The following is a 20,067-nucleotide window of genomic DNA, read 5'->3' on the forward strand; positions in this document are numbered from 1 at the left end:
GACCGGGAGCACCTTGGCAGATGGTAGCTATGCTGTTGTTGCGACAGTGACGGATACCGCAGGCAATACAGCCAGCAGTAGTCAGGATGTAATCGTTGATACAGTTGCTGATGCACCTGATGTTATTGCAGTGGCAGGCGGTTCAGTTGGTATTGTTCCAGGCTTGGACAATGTACAGCTTGAGATTTATTACACTAATGAGAATGATGAAGCAATAGTTCTGACAGCAATTAAAGCACCTGATGGAACTTGGAGTTTAGATACGACACCAGTAAATGTAAGTATAAATCCTACCACTGGTGTAGTTAGTATTGGGCGTGATGCAGTAAAAGATGGCAGTCTAGTGAGCTCTGTGGGCACAGATCAACAAGGGAATATTGCTAGTGATGCTGATTTTGCACAATCAGATGATCTTACCCCTAGTGCAGCAGATGCACCAGACGTACTTGCACTAAATGATGGTTCGGTCACGGTAACCCCAGGTGCCGATAATGTTCGACAAGATATTCAGTATAAGAACGAGTCTAATGTAGATGTTTATTTGATTGCGGAACAGGCTGGTGATGGTACGTGGAGTTTAGATAATACCCCTCCGGGTGTAAGTATAGATCCGATTACTGGTGTTGTGACAATTGGTCAGGATGCTGTAAAAGACGGGAGTGAAGTTACATCATTGGCGTTTGATGTATCGAATAATACTGCAACGGATTCTGACTTTGCCAAGGGTGATGTGGTTACACTTTCAGTTTCTGAGGAGGGGCTTTCAGGGGGGAATCCAGATAGTACAGGTAACCCGACAGATACAACGAATCAAGCTTCAATTACTGGGACATTAAGTCTTGGTGTACTGACTGATGTATCTGTAGCAGGACCAGCAGGAATAACCTCAGACAATCAAACTGTGACTTGGAGTGGGGTATTTTCAGCAGGAGTCTACACTTTAACGGGTACTGCGGGTGGGGTTGAGGTTGCAGAATTAACGCTTTCGACTGCAGGAGCATATACCTTTACTTTAAAACAGCCTCTAGATCATTTGGATTCTCTTGCGGAAAATATTTTAGCTTTAGGTTTTACTATAACCTCGACAGATACTGTTGGTACCACAGATTCAACATTAATCATTAATGTTGAAGATGATGCACCGATTGCTGCTCCAGATATAACGCATATCGTAGATGTACAACCAACTTCGGTAGAAGGCGAGTTGGTTGTTAGTTATGGTGGAGATGGTGGTTATGTAAAGAGTATTTCGGTAGATGGTTATACCTTGACGTATTTCCCTGATTCAGATTCTATTTCTGCATCTGGTACTGCGGGTTCAATTACTTATAGTTTTAATACTACAAATGATGAGTTAACGATTAACAAAGGAACAGGTGAAGTTCTGGTGGTTGATATGTTAACGGGGCACTATAGTTACTCAGCACTTGCCACTGAAACTATTGCAGCACCAATAGTAGGCATTAATAAAACTGCAAGCCTACTAGGATTGGTAAATGCAGAGGCTTTAGATTTGATTGGGATAGGTACTAATCAACTCTTAACTGCCGTAGATCCTAATAACGATATTCAATCTGTTGTCGTCAATGCAAGTTCAGTGATTAGCGTTGGTCTGGGTAATTATTATAAATTGGACTGGTCAGCAGCTATGGCAGCTGAATTTGGTTTAAGTGTAATTGAAGATAATAACATTCTAAATTTAGTGTTAGTTACTACTCAGTCTTATTCAAAACTTACAATCACATCCTTGGATGGAGGACCAATTGATAACTTTAAATTGAATGAATTCTTAGCAACAGTTTATGTTCATCAATATGGCTTGAATTTAGTGTCGTTAGGTTTAGCGCCAACGATTTCTATTTCAGCAACAGATAGTCAACCTGTGACTTCAACGGCATCTTATACGGATTTACTGGGTGTAAGTTTATTAGATCCTAATAATGACCCAGCTGGTGTAATAGAGGGTAATGGTAGTGCTAATACACTCAATGGTACGACTTCAGATGATCGTCTATATGGCTATGCCGGAGACGATACTTTAAATGGTGGTCAAGGTAATGACTTACTTCGTGGAGGAGCTGGGACTGATGCGCTTTCAGGTGGCTCAGGCAATGACATTTTAATCGGTGGTACTGGAAACGATACGCTAACTGGTGGCTCAGGCAATGATACCTTCCTGTGGGAAAAAGGCGATCAAGGTACTGTAAATGCGGGTCGTGCTCTCGACATCATTACAGATTTTTCGAATCAGCCTGTTACAGGTGGCGGTGATATTCTTGACTTACGCGGGCTTTTAATTGGTGAGTTGGCGAAAGGTACAAGTATTGGAAATTTGGCAAATTTCTTATTCTTTGTTAAGAGTGGGGCTGATACGATTCTTTATATCAGTACTGATGGTGCCTTTGGTGCTACACCATCTTCTACACTAGCTGATCAGCAAATTACCTTTCAAAATGTTGATTTAATTGGAAGCTTCACCACTCAACAAGAGATCATTTCCAATTTATTGAAAAATGGTAACCTTTTGGTGGATCAAGCAACGACCACGACCGATGTAAATGGTACCTCATCATTTGATGTTGTGATTGCTGACAATGATGGTGATACAGCATCTACTAATCTAACCTTTGACTCCTCTACGCCATTAACGACAAATCCTGATAATGTTGCACCTGTCGCTCAAGCTACAGATGCAACTCTACTTGGATTGGTTGGTTTAGATGCACTTGGCATTATTGACTTAAATCAGCAAGCATTTGTTGTTGCGGATGCTAATCAAAACTTACGCTCAGTCGAGGTTAAGTTTACAGGTTTACTTACGGTGAATTTGGGTACTCTTACAATGTCTGCCTCAAATCAGTTGGCATCAGATTTGGGACTCGAAATTCATATTAGTAATACTGCAGGTGTGTTGAACGTTGTCGGTGCAACATCCACCATTACAATTACTGCTGTGGATGGCGGCAATATCGATAACTTGGCAATCAATGAGTTATTGGCGACCATTCAGCTTGAATCTGGTGTTGATCTACTAGGACTTTCGGCAACTCTTGGTCTTCAGGCTTTAGGTAGTTTTACAGTGACTGCAACCGATAGTTATGGATTAACGGATACGGATACAGTTTCTTCTTTATTGAATGCAAGCGTATTGCAGCGTTTATTAGGTGGAGATGCAAGCCAAGATATCATTGAGGGATCCTCAGCAAACGATACATTGAATAATAGTCTGTTAGGTACGATTCACGAGCGCCTCTACGGCTTCGATGGTGATGACACACTGAATGGTGGGAATGGAAATGACTTGCTACGTGGCGGTGCAGGTAATGATATCCTGAACGGAGAAGATGGTAACGATATACTGATTGATGGTAATGGTGCTGATACCTTAAATGGTGGTAATGGTAATGATCTGATTCTTATTTCAGGAACTGGATTTGCTGCGATTGATGGTGGTGCTGGTACTGATACCTTGACATTGTTGGGGGGGATTGATCTGGACTTATCGGCACATAATAACATTACTAATATTGAACGTATTGATTTAGCCAATGGAACCGAAGGTTCAAAACTCACCTTAACCGAATCCGATGTTCTTGAAGTCACAGGAACAAATACTCTGCAAATATTTGGTGATGCCAATGACCAGGTCGAAATGATCGGTGCAATTAAAGGCTTATCTACCAGCATTGGTGGAGTTGCGGTTACCCAATATACCTTGGGTGCAAATACAGTCTATGTTGATAACGACATTGTGAATGGTATGGGGGTTATTATTGTTTAATTCGCCAAAATCACACTAAATCTATTATCGTGTTGGTTAAACCTCTCTGATTGATCGGGGAGGTTTTTCTTTATCTAGTTTCAATTACCCATTAAAAATATGAAGTATAAAAAATCCCGCCATCAAGGCGGGATTTTTGAATTCATTTACTTACCAGCTTAACGCACCACCAGTTTGGTAGTCTGTTACGCGAGTTTCAAAGAAGTTCTTCTCTTTACGCAAGTCCATCATTTCTGACATCCACTGGAATGGGTTGTTCACACCAGCAAACTGTTCAGGTAAGCCCAACTGGCTTAAACGACGGTTACAGATAAACTTCAAGTATTCTTCCATCATCGCTGCATTCATACCTAATACACCGCGCGGCATCGTGTCACGTGCGTATTCGATTTCAAGCATTGTACCTTCAAGAATCATCTGGATGATTTCTTCTTGGAATTCAGCAGTCCAGAGATGCGGGTTCTCAATCTTGATTTGGTTAATCATGTCGATACCAAAGTTCAAGTGCATCGATTCATCACGCAAGATGTATTGGAATTGCTCTGCAACACCGTTCATCTTGTTACGACGACCCATCGACAAAATTTGGCTGAAACCGCAGTAGAAGAAGATCCCTTCGAGTACGCAGTAGAAAGCGATCAAGTTGCGCAGCAAAATTTGGTCGTTTTCAGGTGTACCAGTTTTGAATGAAGGATCGCTTAAAGATTGAGTATACTTTAAGCCCCAAGCCGCTTTACGTGCTACAGATGGAACTTCACGGTACATGTTGAAGACTTCGCCTTCATCCATGCCTAAAGATTCGATACAGTATTGGTAAGCGTGGGTGTGAATCGCTTCTTCAAATGCCTGACGTAAGATGTACTGACGGCATTCTGGGTTGGTAATGTGGCGGTAAATTGCCAATACCAAGTTATTTGCAACCAAAGAGTCCGCAGTCGAGAAGAAACCAAGTGAACGCATAACAATAGTACGCTCATCTTCAGTTAAGCCATTTTCAGACTTCCAAAGTGCGATGTCATGGTTCATGTTCACTTCTTGAGGCATCCAGTGGTTTGCACAACCGTCTAGATATTTCTGCCAAGCCCATTCGTATTTGAACGGTACAAGTTGGTTCAAGTCTGCACGACAGTTAATCATGGCTTTGTCGTCAACTTGAACACGCTGTGCGCCCATTTCAAGTTCTTCAAGACCAGGTGCAACGTCCAAAGTTTCTAGGGAAGCAGATGCTCTTGCCAACGGATCGGCTGGATCTGTTGATCGCACTGAACGGGTTCCAGCGGATTGTGCAGCTGCCACATTCTTCTGTGGTTGTTCTGCATCAGATACCAGCGGTGCAGCAGGCGCTTTTTGCGGTTCGACGGGCGCAGACTTGAGTTCAGGTGCAGCCGGTTTTTGCGAATCATCTTCGAAATCGTCCCAACTTAGGATAGACATATCAATTCTCTCTTCGTTGCGTTATATCTTTTATTAGACACCTCCGCCAAGAAGATGTCTTACTATACGCTCAATTTGTGTAAGCAAAATTAAGTTTTGTCGATAAGTGCTCTAATTTTATTCGGTAGAGCAGATTTCCCCACTACTTATTTTGCTTACGCTGTTGATTGCGAATGGCAACAAATGCGTAGACCATTGGCACATAAAAGAAAATAAAGGAACAGACCAGAACCGCGAGTCCTAACATATAGTTATGGGTCATATGGAGCATGGTCATTTCCTTTATTTAGTGAGAGGTAATTTCCCTTAGTGCTGTTGAATTGAATAACACAACAGCGTACATACATTCTATTTTAAAGAAGCAGAGGGAAATTCCTAGAAGCTCATCAATTACTGACAAGCTTCACAGTCAGGGTTATCAATTGAACATGCCATTGGCACAGGTGCTGCTTGTTCAAAACCTTCGTCTTCTACTACAGCTGCTGCAACAGGCTTTTCTTCTGCTACTGCTGCAACAGGAGCCGCTGTAACGGTAGTTGCTTTAACTGCGTTTAATGCGCCTGTATTAATAGTCGATTTTTCAGCAGATGTTGCACCTAATGCACGGAGGTAATAAGTGGTTTTAAGACCACGTAACCATGCCATTTTATAGGTAAGGTCAAGTTTCTTACCATTTGCACCAGCAATGTAAAGGTTCAATGACTGAGCTTGGTCAATCCATTTTTGACGACGAGACGCAGCATCAACAATCCAGCGTGGCTCAACTTCAAATGCAGTCGCAAAAATTGCTTTTAGCTCTTCTGGAATACGAGAAATCTTCTGTACAGAACCTTCGAAGTGTTTCAAGTCATTCACCATGACCGAATCCCAAAGACCACGTTCTTTTAACGCACGTACCAAGTACGGGTTAATTACAGTGAATTCACCAGAAAGGTTAGATTTCACATACAAGTTTTGGAATGTTGGTTCGATCGATTGAGATACGCCACAAATGTTCGAGATGGTTGCTGTTGGAGCAATCGCCATCACATTTGAGTTACGCATACCATCTTTTTGTACTTTCGCACGTAAAGAATCCCAATCTAAACGCTGTGTACGATCAACTTCGAACATACGTTCTGGACGTGATTGCGCAACTTTGTTCAATGAGTCGATTGGTAGAATACCTTGATCCCACAATGAACCTTTGAATGTCGAGTAAGCACCACGTTCAACGGCTAAGTCACTAGAAGTTTGGATTGCATAGTAGCTAATCACTTCCATTGATTCGTCAGCGAATTCAACCGCAGCATCAGAACCATACGCCATGCCCATTTCATATAAAGCATCTTGGAAGCCCATGATACCCATACCAACAGGACGGTGTTTTAAGTTCGAGTTTTTCGCTTGTGGCACAGCGTAGTAGTTAATGTCGATGACGTTATCGAGCATACGTACTGCTGTTTTAATGGTGCGAGCCAATTTCTCACGATCCAATACACCGCCTTGAACGTGTTGTACAAGGTTGATTGAACCCAAGTTACATACTGCAATTTCGTCTTTATTGGTATTCAGCGTAATTTCAGTACATAAGTTAGATGAGTGCACGACACCTACGTGTTGTTGTGGTGAACGTAAGTTACATACGTCTTTGAAAGTGATCCATGGGTGACCAGTTTCAAACAACATAGACAGCATTTTGCGCCATAAATCTTTCGCACGTACTTTCTTGTGTAGCATGTTGTTTTCTTTTGCTACAGATTCGTAGTACGCATAACGCTCAGCAAACTCTACGCCCATCAGATCGTGTAGGTCTGGAGTTTCAGAAGGTGTGAATAGTGTCCATTCAGCATCTTCAAATACACGTTGCATGAACAAGTCTGGAACCCAGTTCGCTGTGTTCATGTCGTGAGTACGACGACGGTCATCACCTGTGTTTTTACGCAGCTCTAGGAATTCTTCAATATCCAAGTGCCAAGTTTCAAGGTAGGCACACACTGCACCTTTACGCTTACCACCTTGGTTTACCGCAACAGCAGTATCGTTGGCTACTTTCAGGAACGGTACAACACCTTGTGATTTACCGTTAGTCCCTTTGATGTAAGAGTTCAAGGCACGTACTGGAGTCCAATCATTACCTAAACCACCTGCCCATTTAGACAACATTGCGTTATCACGCATTGCGCCATAAATATCAAACAGGTCATCATCAATTGTAGTTAAATAACAGCTTGATAATTGTGGGCGTAAAGTGCCTGAGTTAAATAACGTCGGGGTAGACGCCATGTAGTCAAAGCTTGAAAGTAAGTTATAGAACTCAATTGCACGCGCTTCTTTGTCTTGCTCATTAAGTGCAAGACCCATTGATACACGCATGAAGAACAATTGTGGAAGTTCGAAACGTACACCGTTTGAATGAATGAAGTAACGGTCAAATAAAGTTTGTAGACCGAGGTAGGTAAACTGGTTTGAACGTTCTGGTTGAATCGCAGCGGCTAACTTAGGTAAGTCAAAGTCAAGCAAGTCTGCAGAAAGAAGTTCTAACTCAACACCTTTTTTCAAGAATGCTTCAAGTGCATCACTTTCTAAAGTGTCGGTAGAAAGACCTAAGAATTCTAAACCAGTGGCAACAAGGTCATCACGCAATAAACGCGCTGTTACGTAAGTGTAGTTTGGTTCTTGTTCGATACGGGTACGAGTCGCCATCATCATCGTGGTCGAGATGTCTGACTCTTTTACACCGTTGTATAGGTTTTTAACGGTTTCATCGATAATCGCTTGCGCATCGATGCCTTCTAAACCTTCAGCTGCTTTAGTCACTTGGGCTTGGAGCGCGCTCAAGTCTAAAGGCTTAAGTTTACCGTCTTGTGCAGTAATTTGTAATGTTGGGTGATGGTGTGCACCTGTTTGCTGACGAGCAGACGCACGCTGTTCACGATAAATCACATAAGCACGTGCAACTTTCTGTTCGCCAGTGCGCATGAGGGCCAATTCCACTTGGTCTTGAATTTCTTCGATATGGATCGTACCGCCAGAAGGTAAACGACGGTTGAAAGTATTCATCACCATTTCAGTAAGTTGTGAAATGCGATCATGAATACGACTAGAATCAGCACTTTGTTGTCCTTCTACCGCTAAAAAGGCTTTGCCAATTGCGACAGAAATTTTTTCGGCGTCAAAAGCTGCAACGTCACCAGTTCGTTTAATCACCTGAAGTTGACCAGGGGTGGATGTGATTACGCTCATGTCAGCATAGCTCCATTGTCATCTATTGTTATGTTTATGGACCATTTGAACTGGGCAAAAAGTGTGCCACAGTGTTTGAGGAATAAACACAAGACTTAGTGGTTTAAGATTGAATTGAACACAAGATACGGGAAAATTGAGGGTAGATCAATATTGACATTTTACTAAAAATTTTTCTGATGTTTGTCAAAAAAACATAGCTCAAATTTCGCTGTTTTTATGTTTATGGTTTAAGCCTTATTAGACAAGGGTATAGCATATCAAAGCTCTATTTATCTGCTTATAGATAAACTTGTGGATAAGTGAAAAAGAATAAAATTGATCAGTCAGTTTCTGATCAATAGCTTGATTTGATTGATAAATGATCGCTTTGTAACAAGAAGTGATTGCAGGTGCTGTAAAAGTTACAATCTTAAAAAGCCAATTAATTCAACGATTAAAAAATATTACAAAAAGCTACTTAGATGTATCAGTTTGGTGAATAGCATCTTGTTTACAATGTAAACGTGTGTATATTGCAAAATTATATTACGTCGTATCTGTCGGATTTTTAAAAGATACGCTTCATCCTATTGAAGGGGCAGTTTATGAGCCAAGAAGAAAAGTTACCGAAAATTTTAATTGTAGAAGATGATGAGCGTCTTGCGCGTTTAACCCAAGAATATTTAATCCGTAATGGATTGGAAGTTGGGGTTGAACCAGATGGTAATCGTGCCATTCGTCGTATTATTGCCGAGCAACCAGATTTAGTGGTGCTCGACGTCATGTTACCTGGTGCAGATGGTTTAACCATTTGTCGTGAAGTGCGCCCTCATTATCATCAACCAATTTTAATGCTCACTGCTCGTACTGAAGATATGGATCAGGTGCTTGGTTTGGAAATGGGCGCAGATGACTATGTGGCTAAACCTGTTCAGCCGCGTGTGTTATTGGCGCGTATCCGTGCCTTGTTACGTCGTACAGACAAAGCGCCAGAAGATGAAGTGGCACAGCGCATTGAATTTGATGATTTGGTGATTGATAACGGTGGTCGTTCTGTGACTTTAAATGGTGAGTTGGTTGATTTCACCAGCGCAGAATATGACTTGCTTTGGTTATTGGCTTCGAATGCAGGTCGAATTTTATCGCGTGAAGACATTTTCGAACGTCTGCGTGGGATTGAATATGATGGTCAAGACCGTTCAATTGACGTACGTATTTCGCGTATTCGTCCAAAAATTGGCGATGATCCAGAAAATCCAAAACGAATTAAGACTGTGCGTAGTAAAGGTTATCTTTTCGTGAAAGAAACCAACGGAATGTAATTCATTGCTTATTTTTTAACACAGGACATTTGCGTGTTTAAACACAGTATATTCTTGCGCATCTATGCAGGTCTGGTTGTGCTGGTTGCAATCGTGGCGCTGTTTGGTTATCTCTTGGTGCAAATCATTAACTATCAGCGCGCGCAAGAATATCGTGAGTCTTTAACTGATGGCATTTCCTTTATTATCAGTGAGGGGATTGCACGTCAGCAAACCGTTCAGCAGAAAGTTGACTGGATTTCTGACGCGTCTGATTTATTGGAATTGCCCATTTATTATGTCGATGCCAATAAGGTTGATCTGTCGAGAGCTGAACAAAAACGTATTAGCCAGCAAAAAGCGGCAGTACGCTATGATGCGCAAAATTCAATTGCCTATATTATTATCGGGCTGAAAAATGACACCAATCATTATCTTTATGTCAAAGTAGATAAAATTGGTGAACGTCAGATGAAGGCGTTGCCGATTTTTATTCTGGACTATTTGGTGTATTACCCAGGTCAGGAAAAAGAATATCTGGAGAAAATTCAAAAGCACTTTTCTTATCCAATTGAAATTGAGAAAGTACAGAATTTACCTTTAGATTCCGAGCAAATCGGACGTTTAAGATTAGATCACAGCATTATCTTATATCGTGACAGTGCAACGGTACGCGGCACAACCATTTCCATTGTTTCTCCAATTCCAAGTTCACCATCAGAAGTGTTGGTGTTGGGTCCTGTGCCGTTGTTTAACTGGATGCCATTCCAATTGGCGGCAGGCATTACCTTACTCAGTCTGTTTGTCTTGAGCTTGGGAGTATATGGTCTGATTCTGCCAATGCAACGTAAAATTCGTGAGGTGAATTACGCATTAAATCGCATGAAATCGGGTGATTTAAGTTTGCGTTTACCTGTAGATGGTACCGACGAGATGGCGAGTTTGGCATCAAGTTACAACAGTATGTCGGATCATATTCAGCGCTTGATTGAAGCACAGCGTGAGTTAATGCGAGCGGTTTCGCATGAGCTGCGTACTCCTGTGGCGCGAATCCGTTTTGGTATGGAAATGCTGGCAGAAGAAGATGATTATGAGTATCGCATTCAGCAAGTTGATATGATTGATAAAGATATTGAGGCGTTGAATACTTTAATTGATGAAATCATGACTTATGCCAAGTTGGAGCAAGGTACACCGTCACTCGATTTTGAAAAAATTGTACTGGCTGAAGTGCTTGAACAGGTAGCAACAGAAACTGAAGCGCTGAAAACTCAAAAAGAAATTATTGTTAAAGCACCATTATCTACAGTGGTGGCAGATGCTGAGCGTCGTTATCTACACCGTGTTGTACAAAACTTGGTGGGTAATGCGGTACGCTATTGTGATCATAAAGTTGTGATTAGCGGAGGCATTAATGAAGCAGGTATGGCGTATGTCTGTGTTGAGGACGATGGTCCTGGGATACCAGAAGAAGATCGTAAACGCATCTTTGAAGCCTTTGCGCGTTTAGATGACAGTCGAACCCGTGCTTCGGGTGGCTATGGTTTGGGGCTTTCTATTGTTAGTCGTATCGCATATTGGTTTGGTGGTCGTATTGAGGTAGATGCGAGTCCGAACTTAAAAGGTGCGCGCTTTACTATGAGCTGGCCTGCAAAACGTTTTGCTAAAAGCAACACCAAGAAAAAGCTTGGTTCAAAGGAAAGTTTAGATAGTTAAGTCGAATAATTTAAATTTATGCTAAAGATAAGCCCAGATTTATTCTTGTGAGGGAGTAAGCTGGGCTTTTATCTTGCGGTGTTTCAAAGCAGTTTAATCAATAATGCTGGCATCAGGTTCAATAATGGGTTTTCCACCTTTCAAGCTTTCAAGTGCTTCCTGATTAAAATCGACCAATAAAGAATTGTTTAGCGTATCGAAGGAGTGACCAATAATCAGTTTTTGATCGCCATTTAGGGTTTCTACTTTGTAATCATCCACAATGTCAAAAATACCATCTAAATTGGTGGTGGTAGAGGCACGATCTTGACGAAATAATTCGTAGATATCACGTAGATCAAATATTGCATTGTTTGCATCGGGATGTTTGGCAATATAGTTTTCAATATGACGAATGAGTAGTTGTGCAAACAAGTAATAATTGGGTTTGTGAGTGAATTCTAGATTCATATAATTGCTCCTTATTATTTGTTTTACATGATGATATAGGAATACCATAATCGTGATCATCAGGTAATTTTGTCGTGTAGCAGTGTTGTAAATAAAATTACATATTTTTCGACATCTGCCTTTTGGGGGTGAGTTCTTTTTATTCAATTTTATGATTTTTTAACGCTATTGTATCGAATTCTTTGCAAAAGCTTTGTTGTTCAATCATTCGGGCTCTTATGAGATAAATAAAGGATTTCGGTGGAAATTGATGGGGCAGAAAAGCACATCAAATGGAAGTAATGTTGAAAAAAATGATGGAAATTTATTTTTTTATTCAATAAAGCGATAATTGGGTGTGTTTCAGTGTTTTATGCATGGAAATACTGAAAAAAGCTCAAAAAATCATCCAAAAGACTAAGACCTATAAACTAGCAAGTGAAATCATAAATCAGGTACAATTGGCGGGATTAATTTTGTGTTTGGTGTATTTGAAGGCCAATACATACATTCTTTGTTAATAAATAGGCCTGCCAGGAGTTATCCCCGCATGAGTGCCATTACTCCATACGAATGGGCAATTATTGCCTTCGTGATCGGCGTTACATTTCTTTGTGCTTTTATGCTCACAGTTCCATTACTCCTTGGGGGTAAGTCATGGGGCCGTGCTAAGCAAGAGCAGTTTGAGTCAGGCGTAGTGGGTGCAGGTGGTGCACGTATTCGCTTGTCTGCAAAGTTCTATTTGGTTGCTATTTTCTTCGTAGTTTTTGACTTAGAAGCGCTTTATCTTTACGCATGGTCTACATCTGTACGTGAAGTGGGCTGGATTGGTTTTGCTACAGCTGCTGTATTTATTTTAGTTTTGCTCGTTGGTTTGATTTATGAATTATCAACAGGTGCTTTAAATTGGTCACCTTCTGATAAACGTAAAGCAGCCGGGATTAAACCTAAAGTAGGTTCACCAAATATGAACATTGCTGACATTACCCGCTTTAACTCTATTGAAGAATTGGTAACAGACCCTACGGGTCATATTCCAGCTCAATCATCTGGTCGTGTGAAACAAAAATCACCGACTGCCTCATCTGACAAGGAGTAACTCGGGATGAAATATACCTTAACCCGTGCGAATCCGAATGCTGATCAATATCCACTTCAGGAGCGCCAGATCGTTACCGATCCGCTTGAAGAAGAAGTGAATAAGAATGTGTTCATGACTCGTTTAGAGGATGTGTTACACACAGCAGTAAACTGGGGGCGTAAGAACTCAGTTTGGCCGTTTAACTTTGGTACATCTTGCTGCTACGTAGAGTATGCAACAACCTTAACAGGTGTGCATGACTTGTCACGTTTTGGTGCCGAGGTAATTCGTGCTTCACCGCGTCAAGCGGACTTGATGATTGTAGCAGGGACATGCTTTGTAAAAATGGCACCTGTTATTCAGCGTTTGTACGAGCAAATGTTAGAGCCTAAATGGGTAATTTCAATGGGTGCTTGTGCGAACTCAGGTGGCATGTATGACATCTACTCAGTAGTACAAGGTGTCGATAAAATTATTCCTGTCGATGTGTACATCCCAGGTTGCCCGCCTCGTCCAGAAGCATTAATCCAAGCATTAATGTTGCTACAGGACCAAATTCAATTAGAGCGTCGTCCGCTATCTGCCGTAATTGGTGATGATCTTCAACCGGTGTATAAGCCAAAGATGATGCCAGAACGCGATCGTAAGAATGCACAGCGTATTGCGGTGAAAAACTTACGCTCTATGGATGAAATTAAATAATTTTAACGATGAATGTTTGATGCACCCGAGATGGGTGTAGTTGTCGTTAAGGTTGACTGAATTTGTATTAAATAGGAAGCCAAGCCAATGGCTGAAACTGACATTGCTATGCCAGAATCAACAGCAGTTGATTCACGCCCAGCATTTGCAATTATAGAAGAGCTCAAAACCAAATTTGGTGAGAACTTCTATGTGCAAACGACTTTTGAAGATTTTCCAACAGTCTGGGTTGAGCGCGCGCGCGTACAAGAAGTTTTAATGTTCTTGCGTACAGTGTCACGTCCTTACGTGATGCTGTTTGACTTATCTGCGGTTGATGAGCGTTTACGTACTCACCGTGACGGTTTGCCTGCGTCTGACTTTACAGTGTTCTATCACTTATTGTCATTAGAGCGCAATACAGATATTCGTATTAAAGTTGCTTTGAATGAGAGCGATCTCAATATTCCTACAGCAACCAATATCTGGCCAAACGCAAACTGGTACGAGCGTGAAGCTTACGATATGTTCGGGATCAATTTCGAAGGGCATCCAATGCTCCGTCGTATTTTGCTGCCAACTTATTGGGAAGGTCACCCGCTTCGCAAGGAATACTCTGCACGTGCTACGGAATATACTCCGTACATGCAGAACCAAGCAAAACAAGACTTCGAGCAAGAACACTTACGCTTTGTCCCTGAAGATTGGGGTCTAAAGCGTGGTAATGCTGACGAAGACTTCATGTTCTTGAACTTAGGTCCTAACCACCCATCTGCGCACGGTGCATTCCGTGTGATCTTGCAGTTGGACGGTGAAGAAGTGAAAGACTGTGTGCCTGACATCGGTTATCACCACCGTGGTGTGGAAAAGATGGCTGAACGTCAAACTTGGCATTCATTCATTCCATATACAGACCGTGTGGACTACTTGGGTGGTTGTGCGCAGAACATGCCTTATGTGATGGGTGTGGAACAAATGGCGGGTATTACTGTACCTGACCGTGCACAATGTATCCGTGTCATGATGTCTGAACTGTTCCGTATCAATAACCACTTGCTGTATATCGGTACTGCAATTCAGGATGCGGGTGGTATGACTCCTGTATTCTATATGTTCGCTGACCGTCAAAAAATCTATGACGCAATTGAAGCGATCACAGGTTACCGTATGCACCCAGCGTGGTTCCGTATCGGTGGTACAGCGCATGATCTTCCAAACAACTGGCAGCACCTGATTCGTGAAATTCTCGAATGGATGCCAAAGCGTTTGAAGGAATACCACACTGCAGCACTTAAAAACTCTGTATTCGAGGGTCGTACCCGTAATGTTGCGCAATACGATGCAAAATCTGCGTTGGCTTGGGGTGTAACAGGTACAGGTCTACGTGCAACAGGTATCGACTTTGATGTGCGTAAATACCGTCCATACAGTGGTTATGAAAACTATGACTTCGAAGTGCCAGTAGAGTACGAAGGCGATGCGTATGCACGTGTCATCGTTCACTACCGTGAAATTGAACAGTCATTAAAAATCATCAAGCAGTGCTTGGATAACATGCCATCTGGTCCATATAAAGCGGATCATCCATTGGCTGTTCCACCACCAAAAGACAAAACATTGCAAGATATTGAAACCTTGATTACGCACTTCTTAAGCGTTTCTTGGGGTCCTGTAATGCCTGCTGGTGAAGCTTCTGTAATGGCTGAAGTGGTAAAAGGTGCATCGAACTACTACTTGACTTCTGACAAGTCAACCATGAGTTATCGTACCCGTATTCGTACACCAACTTTTACTCATTTACAGCAAATGCCTTCGGTGATTAACGGCAGTCTTGTATCTGACTTGATCATTTATTTAGCGACAATTGACGTCGTAATGGCTGACGTGGATCGCTAAGGGGTAACGCATTATGATGATTTTGACTGATAAAAAGCCACGTGTGAACGTTGAAGGAATTTTGACTGCGGAAGAAATTCACGATATCGAACATCACATTGATCACTATCCGTACCCACGTGCAGCCTGTCTTGATGCGCTGAAGTGTGTACAGCGCCGTAACGGTTGGGTAGATGATGCGCAAATGAATGCGATTGCTCAAATGTTAAGCATGAGCCTTGCGGACCTCGAAGGTGTAGCAACATTCTATAACCGTATCTACCGCCAACCAGTAGGTCGTCACGTAATTCTTTTATGTGATTCGATTGCGTGCTTCTTAATGGGCGCAGAGACTTTGGCTGAAGCATTCCAGCGTGAATTGGGTATTCAATTTGGTCAAACGACGGCAGATGGTCGTTTTACTTTGTTGCCAATTTGCTGCCTAGGTAACTGTGACAAAGGTCCTACATTAATGATTGATGAAGACACTCACGGTCTGGTTGAAGTGACCTCAGTGAAACAGTTATTGGAGAAGTATGTATGAATACCGAACCAAAACCAATTTATGGCGACGGTAACCCAGAAACTCATCCATTAACTTGGCGTTTGAGTAAACAAGAGTTTGTCCGTAGTGCAGATGACTACGAAGCGCTTGAAGGTTATGCAGGATTTAAAAAAGCAATCACTATGCCACCGAAAGATGTGCTTGAAGTGATTAAAGCTGCAACCGTAAAGGGTCGTGGTGGTGCAGGCTTCCCAGCAGGGATCAAATGGTCACTGATGGCGCCAAATGACAATTCAGGTCCACGTTACCTGATTTGTAATGCCGATGAGATGGAACCAGGAACCTTTAAAGACCGTTTGTTGATGGAAAAACTTCCTCATCAATTGATCGAAGGCATGTTGATTGCGGGTTATACCCTTGAAGCAACCCATGGTTATATCTTTATTCGTGGTGAATACATTGAAGCTGCTCAATACTTAAATGAAGCATTAGAGCAAATCCGAGCGAAAGGTTACTTGGGTGAAAACATCCTTGGAACTGGCTGGAACTTCGAAATGCACGTGCATACTGGTGCGGGTCGTTATATCTGTGGTGAAGAAACTGCATTGATTAACTCGCTTGAAGGTCGTCGTGCAAACCCACGTACGAAACCACCGTTCCCGCAAGTTGCAGGTGCTTGGGGTCGTCCTACGATTGTCAACAACGTAGAGACCTACAACAACTTACCAGCAATCATGTTGCGTGGTCCTGAATGGTACATCAACCTTTCTGCTGGTAAATCGAAAGATCCAGGCACCAAGATTTATGGCGCATCAGGTAAGGTGAAATTCCCTGGTTTATGGGAACTTCCATTTGGTACCACTGCGCGTGAAGTGATTGAAGATCATGCTGGTGGTATGCGTGATGGCTTGAAGCTAAAAGCATGGTTACCTGGTGGTGCATCGACTGACTTCTTGGCAGCTGAACACATTGACCTTCCAATGGATGCTGAAAGCATCATGAAAGCGGGTTCGCGATTAGGTACCTGTTTGCTCATGGTTGTTGATGAAACTCAATGTATGGTTTCTGCTACACGTAACTTAGAAGAATTCTTCGCACGTGAGTCATGTGGTTTCTGTACGCCTTGTCGTGATGGTTTACCGTGGGCGGTGAAGGCACTGAAAGCATTGGAAGATGGCACAGGTAAGAAAGAAGACATCGATCACTTACAAGAACTAACGCGTAAGTTGTGGATTGGTAAAACTTTCTGTGCACATGCTCCAGGTGCAATGGAACCGTTAATGGGCGCACTTAAATATTTCCGTAGCGAGTTTGAAGCGAAAGTAGTTGATGCTGCCGCTCGAACTAGCAACGTAGAACAAGCTTAAGGAATTCGACTATGGCTACAATTCATGTCGATGGAAAATCGTACGAAGTCAACGGCTCTGAAAACTTGCTACAAGCATGTTTAAGCCTTGGCATCGACATCCCATATTTTTGTTGGCATCCATCCTTAGGTTCTGTCGGTTCATGCCGTCAATGTGCTGTGACTCAATACGCGAATCCAGAAGATACGCGTGGTCGTTTGGTCATGTCATGTATGACACCTGCATCTGACAATACCTACATCTCGATTGAAGACAAAGAAGCAAAAGATTTCCGTGCTTCGATTGTTGAATTCTTGATGACCAACCACCCGCACGACTGTCCAGTCTGTGAAGAAGGTGGTCACTGTCACTTACAGGATATGACTGTAATGACGCAACACGACCGTCGTCGTTACCGTTTCACTAAGCGTACGCATTACAACCAAGAATTAGGTTCGTTTATTGCGCACGAGATGAACCGTTGTATCGCATGTTACCGTTGTGTTCGTTACTACAAAGACTATGCGGGTGGTACAGACTTTGGTGTTTATGCCAATGCATCACGCGTTTACTTCGGTCGTCCAGAATCAGGGACTTTAGAATCTGAATTCTCGGGTAACTTGACTGAAGTATGTCCAACTGGTGTATTTACCGATAAGACTCACTCTGAACGCTATAACCGTAAATGGGACATGCAGTATGCGCCAAGCGTATGCCAAGGCTGTTCTTCTGGTTGTAACATTTCTCCAGGTGAACGTTATGGTGAATTACGTCGCGTAGAAAACCGTTTCAACGGTGAAGTGAATCAATACTTCTTGTGTGACAAAGGTCGTTTCGGTACGGGTTATGTGAACCGTGCAGATCGTCCACGTCAACCACAATTCCGTGATGGTGCTGAAGCTACTCCAGTTTCTGTAGATCAAGCATTAGACACCGTGATTGCAAATATCCAAGGTAAAAAAGTTTTGGGTATTGGTTCTCCACGTGCATCGCTTGAATCTAACTACGCACTACGTGAGCTGGTAGGTCAAGACAACTATTCAACAGGTATGTCTCAAAAAGAGCAAAACTTGGTTGAATTGGCTGCTTCGATCATGCAAACCGAGGGTGTTTACAACCCGAACATGCGTGAAATTGAAAGCTACGATGCTGTGCTGATTTTGGGTGAAGATCTAACTCAAACTGCACCACGTATGGCGTTGTCTGTTCGTCAAGCGGCGAAAAACAAAGCCAAAGAAATGGCGGCAGAACGTCGTACTCAAGATTGGTTGGCTGAGCCTGTGCAACGTATTGCGCAAGATGCGAAATCACCAATCTATATCTTGGCTGCAACGCAAACCCGTCTATCTGACGTTGCGACAGGTGAAGTGGTTGCTTCTCCAAATGACATCGCACGTTTAGGTTTTGCCGTTGCTGCGGCATTGAAAGGTGAAGTGGTTTCTGGTTTGGCTGAAGATGCGAAAGCGTTTGCACAAACTATTGCAGATACATTAAAAGCTGCGAAGAAACCATTGGTGATTTCAGGTACCAGCTTACAAGATCCTGCGATCATGGAAGCGGCTGCACAAGTAGCTCAAAATCTGGGTAACGCTGGCTTGACCTTGACGGTTCCTGAAGTGAACTCAATGGGCTTGGCAATCCTTGGTGGTCAAAGCTTAGAGCAAGCATTAGCTCAAGACTATGACACAGTGATTGTGGTTGAAAACGATCTTTATCGTCGTTTACCAGCAGCTCAAGTCAATGCTGCACTTTCAGGCAAAGAAGTAATTGTGCTTGATCACTCTGAAACTGCAACTGTTGCGAAAGCGTCAATTGTGCTTTCTGCGGCATCTTTCGCTGAAGGTGATGGTACTGTCGTTTCACAAGAAGGCCGTGCACAACGTTTCTACCAAGTGTATGACCCAAGCTACTACAAACCTGAATATGCGATCAAAGAATCTTGGCGCTGGTTACATGCCATTGAAACGGGCTTAAAAGGCAAAGCCATTTCTTGGACATTGCTTGATGATGTGATTGAAACTGTTGCGAAAAACGTTCCAGCATTACAAGCGATTGAAGATGTTGCACCAGATGCGGGCTTCCGAGTACATGGCTTGAAAATTGCGCGTGAACCACGTCGTTATTCTGGTCGTACTGCGATTCGTGCGCCTTTATCTGTTCACGAACCAAAACAACCAACGGATATTGATTCTGCATTAACATTCTCGATGGAAGGTTATGTCGGAAATCAAACTCCATCTGCACTTGTGCCATTTGCATGGTCAGCGGGTTGGAACTCTCCACAAGCCTGGAACAAATTCCAAGACAATGTTGGCGGACACTTAAAAGGTGGTGATTCGGGCGTACGTTTATTCGATCGTTTACCGAAACGTCCAGCACGTAGCTTTGTTGCACCAGCAGCGGTTGTAGTTAACCCTGAAAGTTTCCGTTTAGTGCCGATGCATCACATTTTTGCTTCTGGTGAATTCACTGTGAAGACACCTGCAATGGAGTCGCGTATTCCTGAAGCAGTATTTGCGGTGGGTGAACAAGATGCAGCGCGTCTGAATGTTCAAGATGGACAGCAAATGACGGTGAAAGCGGGTGAAACCAGCATTAGCTTACCAGTTCAAGTGATTGAGTATTTACCAGCAGGTTATATCGGTTATCCAATTGGTCTTGCACCGACTGTTTCTTTAGCAGAACCAGTTTCAGTCGCGGTAGGAGTGTAA

13 protein-coding genes are annotated in these 20,067 nt (G+C 42.6%); 9 read left to right on the top strand and 4 right to left on the bottom strand.

Annotated features, from left to right (window positions below; translation table 11 throughout):
* Positions 1–3,781: beta strand repeat-containing protein (locus MKI85_RS15080; protein ID WP_241628798.1), on the top strand; the 3,781-nt coding region annotated here is incomplete at its 5' end.
* 150 nt (positions 3,782–3,931) lie between these two features.
* Here the strand turns inward: MKI85_RS15080 and MKI85_RS15085 are convergent.
* The 3 genes from MKI85_RS15085 to MKI85_RS15095 form a co-directional block, all read right to left on the bottom strand.
* On the bottom strand, positions 3,932–5,215 hold the full coding sequence (locus MKI85_RS15085; RefSeq protein WP_241628801.1) for a ribonucleotide-diphosphate reductase subunit beta: 1,284 nt from the start codon (positions 5,213–5,215) through the stop codon (positions 3,932–3,934).
* Between the two features lie 142 nt (positions 5,216–5,357).
* A complete protein-coding gene (locus MKI85_RS15090) occupies positions 5,358–5,486 on the bottom strand; it encodes a preprotein translocase subunit YajC (protein ID WP_241628803.1) in 129 nt (42 codons plus the stop codon).
* Between the two features lie 119 nt (positions 5,487–5,605).
* Complete coding sequence (locus tag MKI85_RS15095; protein WP_241628805.1) at positions 5,606–8,440, bottom strand: ribonucleoside-diphosphate reductase subunit alpha; 2,835 nt, start codon at positions 8,438–8,440, stop codon at positions 5,606–5,608.
* A 587-nt stretch (positions 8,441–9,027) separates the two neighbouring features.
* On the opposite strand from MKI85_RS15095, the gene bfmR reads away from it, so the two are divergent.
* On the top strand, positions 9,028–9,744 hold the full coding sequence (gene bfmR / locus MKI85_RS15100) for a response regulator transcription factor BfmR (protein ID WP_016166031.1): 717 nt from the start codon (positions 9,028–9,030) through the stop codon (positions 9,742–9,744).
* 33 nt (positions 9,745–9,777) lie between these two features.
* Positions 9,778–11,439 (top strand): sensor histidine kinase BfmS, encoded by a 1,662-nt coding sequence (bfmS, locus tag MKI85_RS15105; protein ID WP_241628807.1) that lies wholly within the window; start codon positions 9,778–9,780, stop codon positions 11,437–11,439.
* Between the two features lie 93 nt (positions 11,440–11,532).
* On the opposite strand, the gene MKI85_RS15110 is transcribed toward bfmS, so the two are convergent.
* Complete coding sequence (locus tag MKI85_RS15110; RefSeq protein WP_241628809.1) at positions 11,533–11,889, bottom strand: hypothetical protein; 357 nt, start codon at positions 11,887–11,889, stop codon at positions 11,533–11,535.
* 529 nt (positions 11,890–12,418) lie between these two features.
* Between MKI85_RS15110 and ndhC the strand changes: the two genes are divergently transcribed.
* The 6 genes from ndhC to nuoG all read left to right on the top strand — a co-directional run bounded on the left by ndhC (position 12,419) and on the right by nuoG (position 20,067).
* Positions 12,419–12,967, top strand: coding sequence for an NADH-quinone oxidoreductase subunit A (gene ndhC, locus MKI85_RS15115; RefSeq protein WP_241628811.1), 549 nt, complete (start codon positions 12,419–12,421; stop codon positions 12,965–12,967).
* Positions 12,968–12,973: 6 nt separating this feature from the next.
* Positions 12,974–13,651 (top strand): NuoB/complex I 20 kDa subunit family protein, encoded by a 678-nt coding sequence (locus tag MKI85_RS15120; protein WP_016166027.1) that lies wholly within the window; start codon positions 12,974–12,976, stop codon positions 13,649–13,651.
* 87 nt (positions 13,652–13,738) lie between these two features.
* Positions 13,739–15,526 (top strand): NADH-quinone oxidoreductase subunit C/D, encoded by a 1,788-nt coding sequence (gene nuoC / locus MKI85_RS15125; protein WP_241628813.1) that lies wholly within the window; start codon positions 13,739–13,741, stop codon positions 15,524–15,526.
* Positions 15,527–15,539: 13 nt separating this feature from the next.
* A complete protein-coding gene (gene nuoE, locus MKI85_RS15130; RefSeq protein ID WP_241628815.1) occupies positions 15,540–16,049 on the top strand; it encodes an NADH-quinone oxidoreductase subunit NuoE in 510 nt (169 codons plus the stop codon).
* Positions 16,046–17,377, top strand: coding sequence for an NADH-quinone oxidoreductase subunit NuoF (gene nuoF / locus MKI85_RS15135; protein ID WP_241628817.1), 1,332 nt, complete (start codon positions 16,046–16,048; stop codon positions 17,375–17,377). Before nuoE ends, nuoF begins: the two co-directional genes overlap by 4 nt.
* Before the next feature lie 11 nt (positions 17,378–17,388).
* On the top strand, positions 17,389–20,067 hold the full coding sequence (nuoG, locus tag MKI85_RS15140; RefSeq protein ID WP_241628819.1) for an NADH-quinone oxidoreductase subunit NuoG: 2,679 nt from the start codon (positions 17,389–17,391) through the stop codon (positions 20,065–20,067).

The organism is Acinetobacter zhairuonensis, from assembly GCF_022601715.1.
Classification (GTDB): Bacteria; Pseudomonadota; Gammaproteobacteria; order Pseudomonadales; family Moraxellaceae; genus Acinetobacter.

Coding starts and splice junctions, on each gene's coding strand:
- bfmR (WP_016166031.1), top strand. CDS start 9,028: ATGAGCCAAGAAGAAAAGTTACCGAAAATTTTAATTGTAGAAGATGAT.
- MKI85_RS15120 (WP_016166027.1), top strand. CDS start 12,974: ATGAAATATACCTTAACCCGTGCGAATCCGAATGCTGATCAATATCCA.
- nuoG (WP_241628819.1), top strand. CDS start 17,389: ATGGCTACAATTCATGTCGATGGAAAATCGTACGAAGTCAACGGCTCT.
- MKI85_RS15110 (WP_241628809.1), bottom strand. CDS start 11,889: ATGAATCTAGAATTCACTCACAAACCCAATTATTACTTGTTTGCACAA.
- MKI85_RS15095 (WP_241628805.1), bottom strand. CDS start 8,440: ATGAGCGTAATCACATCCACCCCTGGTCAACTTCAGGTGATTAAACGA.
- MKI85_RS15085 (WP_241628801.1), bottom strand. CDS start 5,215: ATGTCTATCCTAAGTTGGGACGATTTCGAAGATGATTCGCAAAAACCG.
- nuoE (WP_241628815.1), top strand. CDS start 15,540: ATGATGATTTTGACTGATAAAAAGCCACGTGTGAACGTTGAAGGAATT.
- MKI85_RS15090 (WP_241628803.1), bottom strand. CDS start 5,486: ATGCTCCATATGACCCATAACTATATGTTAGGACTCGCGGTTCTGGTC.
- ndhC (WP_241628811.1), top strand. CDS start 12,419: ATGAGTGCCATTACTCCATACGAATGGGCAATTATTGCCTTCGTGATC.
- nuoC (WP_241628813.1), top strand. CDS start 13,739: ATGGCTGAAACTGACATTGCTATGCCAGAATCAACAGCAGTTGATTCA.
- nuoF (WP_241628817.1), top strand. CDS start 16,046: ATGAATACCGAACCAAAACCAATTTATGGCGACGGTAACCCAGAAACT.